Annotated in this window: 2 protein-coding genes and 3 pseudogenes; 1 reads left to right on the forward strand and 4 read right to left on the reverse strand. The window is 58.1% G+C overall.

The features are described 5' to 3' along the window. Window positions 1-424: pseudogene (locus A2I95_RS28185) on the forward strand (translation initiation factor IF-2); the annotation flags it as partial. A 180-nt stretch (window positions 425-604) separates the two neighbouring features. On the opposite strand, the pseudogene A2I95_RS28190 reads toward A2I95_RS28185, so the two are convergent. The 4 genes and pseudogenes from A2I95_RS28190 to argJ all read right to left on the reverse strand — a co-directional run. Continuing rightward, window positions 605-1,159, reverse strand: a pseudogene (locus A2I95_RS28190) (integrase core domain-containing protein); the annotation flags it as partial. Next, on the reverse strand, window positions 1,134-1,259 hold the full coding sequence (locus A2I95_RS28195; RefSeq protein ID WP_291735234.1) for a hypothetical protein: 126 nt from the start codon (window positions 1,257-1,259) through the stop codon (window positions 1,134-1,136). The pseudogene A2I95_RS28190 and the gene A2I95_RS28195, both read right to left, overlap by 26 nt. A 621-nt stretch (window positions 1,260-1,880) precedes the next feature. Next, window positions 1,881-2,126: pseudogene (locus tag A2I95_RS28200) on the reverse strand ((deoxy)nucleoside triphosphate pyrophosphohydrolase); the annotation flags it as partial. Beyond that, the gene (gene argJ / locus A2I95_RS28205; protein WP_291735235.1) at window positions 2,123-3,349 is read right to left on the reverse strand and encodes a bifunctional glutamate N-acetyltransferase/amino-acid acetyltransferase ArgJ; all 1,227 of its coding nucleotides are present in this window, start codon (window positions 3,347-3,349) and stop codon (window positions 2,123-2,125) included. The gene argJ and the pseudogene A2I95_RS28200, both read right to left, overlap by 4 nt. Between the last annotated feature and the right edge of the window lie 56 nt (window positions 3,350-3,405).

The following is a 3,405-nucleotide window of genomic DNA, read 5'->3' on the forward strand; positions in this document are numbered from 1 at the left end:
CAATGCTTCGGCCCGCAACACCGCCAACCAGAAGAGCGTCGAGATCCGGTACTATTCGGTGATCTACGACCTAGTGGATGATGTGAAAGCGGCGGCCTCCGGCCTGCTGTCTGCCGAGATCCGCGAGAACTTCATCGGTTATGCGCAGATCAAGGAAGTCTTCAAGGTTACCGGTGTTGGCAAGGTTGCCGGCTGTCTGGTTACCGAAGGCATTGCCCGCCGTTCGGCAGGTGTCCGCCTGCTGCGCGACAACGTGGTGATCCACGAAGGCACACTGAAGACGCTGAAGCGTTTCAAAGACGAAGTGTCCGAGGTTCAGTCCGGCCAGGAATGCGGTATGGCGTTTGAAAACTACGATGATGTCCGCCCGAACGACGTGATTGAGATCTTCGAACGCGAAGAAGTCACCCGTACCCTCGATTGATCGCTACGATAGCTGAAATAGAAAACAAGCCCCGGCACAATTACCGGGGCTTGTTTTTTTCCGCTGGGGTTTGCCTGGCCGTTCTCAAAGGCGCGCTGCAGCTGTCGGAACGTTTGCAAAGAACAGGGCGTCGCTATTGACCTTTATCTGTAAAACTTCAGACTTGATCTGACGGACACCTCAGCATTCTGTGCTGAGAATGGGTTGCCGACTGTCCGATGGATCGGAAGCCGTGATCGTCTTGTCCCTGGCAATATGCAGCGTTTCGCGGAAGGACTGCATAGGCGTCTTGCCATAGCAGTATCTTCCCGAATGCGGCCGCTGCTCGTTGTATCTGGCCGGCCAGGCGTCCATGTCCACTTGCAATTCCTCCACCGGCCGGTAGATCTTCTTGCGGAAGGCGATGTTCGCAGAACTCATCCTTGATGGTCCGGTGGAAGCGCTCGCAGATCCCGTTCGCCCTGCAATCGATTTACTGGATCGATTGCCTTACGGTCTCACTCTGGGGGCTGTTCGCCTTGGTTCTCGTGTGGTCCACGTCCTCGACCGCCAGGTAGAGCTGATAGGCATGGCTTCCGGCTTTGCCGCAATGTTCGGTGCCGCGGTCCGTCAGGATGCGCAACAGGCTGATGCCGTGTCCGGCAAAGAAGGGGTAACCCTGTCATTCAGCAGACCGGCGGCGGTGATCGCCGTTTTCCCGGTGCAGAGCTTACAGGCCGCCACCCGCGCATAGGTACCCCATCACCTTGCAGGCCTGCGAAACGCTGCCGAGCTGCTTCCCAAGCTCCAGCAGCCCCAGCTTCGGCTTGATGATCTTGCTCTGAATACTCGTCATTGATCGGCACTCCTTGCTTGCGCTCCTGAAGAGCAGAAATGTCGGATCAAGTCGCGTGTTCTACACTTTTATCAGCTGGAAAGTTTGCGGAGATTTTTCGCCGTTTTAAAAGGGCATGCCAGCGCTACGGGTGAAATGCCGAGTCGTGTTCAAGCGGTGCCCGTGAACGCAGTAGCAGACTGAAAATCCGAAAGGTTGCGTAAACTGGAAACCGAATCGGGAAGGTGGTACCTAAGAAGGGTAGCATCGCCTGCGGCCCTCTTTTGCCCGGCCTGCGTCTTAGCCGGCCGGTGATACCGGGCGGCCTTCATATGTTCTTTTGCCAACCCGCACCGCGATTTTCCCGTCAGGGAGCGCCCGTATGAAAATGCCCTGAACCAGCGAAAAGCTGCCAACTGCGATTGTCCGTAGCATGGTCTTCTCCTGCCCAATTGCAACTTCGGGTAGTCAACATGACCCGTACCCTGATGCTTGGACAAAATGATTAATAAAGTGTTCACACGCTCCGGTTGGGAAATTAAAGCCTTGGAAAAGCGGCAAAATCCATCATGTAAGATACTCGGCGCCGCAGCCTTTTGCCCCTACAGCCAGTCGCGCAGGATTGGGATCAGCGGGATATCGGCCGTGGAAATCTTCGTAGGAGTGGCTGGCGAAGGTCAGCGGCGCCAAGCAAGACGCCCAGGTGTCAATGCCCAGTTCCTCCTGCAACTCACGGACCAGCGCAACCTCCGGTGTCTCACCAGCTTCGATCTTGCCGCCCGGGAACTCCCACAGGCCGGCCATGGACTTGCCTTCAGGGCGCTGCGCCAGCAGCACGCGCCCATCCATGTCGATGAGAGCAACCGCTGAGACCAGAACAACCTTCATGACCGGTAGTCCGCGTTGATGGAGATATACTGGTGCGTCAGATCGCAAGTCCAGACGGTCGACTTGCCATCACCCAGACACAGGTCCACCTTTAGAGTGATCTCCTGCTTCTTCATCTCGGCGGCACCCAGCTCTTCCTTGTAGTCCGGCGATACCCAGCCGTTTTCGGCCACCAGCACATCGCCAAAGGAAATCGACAGCAGATCCCGGTCCGCCTCGGCGCCGGATTTGCCGATCGCCATCACCACGCGGCCCCAGTTCGGGTCCTCGCCTGCAATCGCTGTCTTTACCAGCGGTGAATTGGCGATTGCCAGACCATGGATCTTGGCATCCGCGTGCGAAGCGGCACCGGTGATCTGGATTTCCACGAATTTGGTCGCGCCCTCGCCATCGCGAACCACTTGGTGCGACAGGTCAAGCATCACCCGTTCCAGCCCGGCCGCAAATTCTGCATTGCCGGTGGCATCCACGCCGGAGGCGCCGGTGGCGCACAGCATCAGGCTGTCGGACGTCGAGGTGTCGCTGTCCACGGTGATGCAGTTGAAAGTCCGGTCGCAGATCTCAGCGAGCTGTTCCTGCAGGTCAGCTTGCCCGACCTTCGCATCGGTGAAGATGTAGACCAGCATCGTTGCCATATCCGGCGCAATCATGCCTGAACCCTTGGCGATGCCGGCGATCTTGATTGTCTGGCCGCCGATCCCAACCGTGGCGCTGGCACCTTTGGCAAAGGTGTCGGTTGTCATAATCGCCTTGGCGGCACCTTCCAGCGCGCCTTCGTTCAAATTGCTGTGCAGCTCGCCAATCTTTGCCACAATGCGGTCGTGCGGCAGAGGTTCGCCTATGACACCGGTGGAGGCAGTAAAAACACGCTCGGCAGGCAGGCCGGTTGCATCCGCAACTGCAGTCGTGATCTGAGCCACCGAGCTTTGCCCGAAATGACCTGTGAAGGCGTTGGAGTTGCCAGAGTTCACCAGGATTGCCGCACCGGCGTCAGCACTGCTGCCCAGTTTGGCTTGGCAGTCCAGAACCGGAGCAGAACGGGTCTTGGAGCGGGTGAATACCCCGGCAACCGAAGTGCCCGGGTCCATGACCGCCAGCATTACGTCGGTCCGGTCTTGATATTTGACCCCGGCCGCGGCTGATGCAAAACGCACGCCCTTGATCACCGGAAGATCGGGGAAGCTGGCAGGCGCCAGCGGCGAGACGGGCATGGGTGCGGCCATGATCAGTTCCCTACCAGGCTAAGGTCTTTGAGAATTGCTGGATCCAGGTCCTCGAT

Source organism: Leisingera sp. F5 (genome assembly GCF_001593695.1).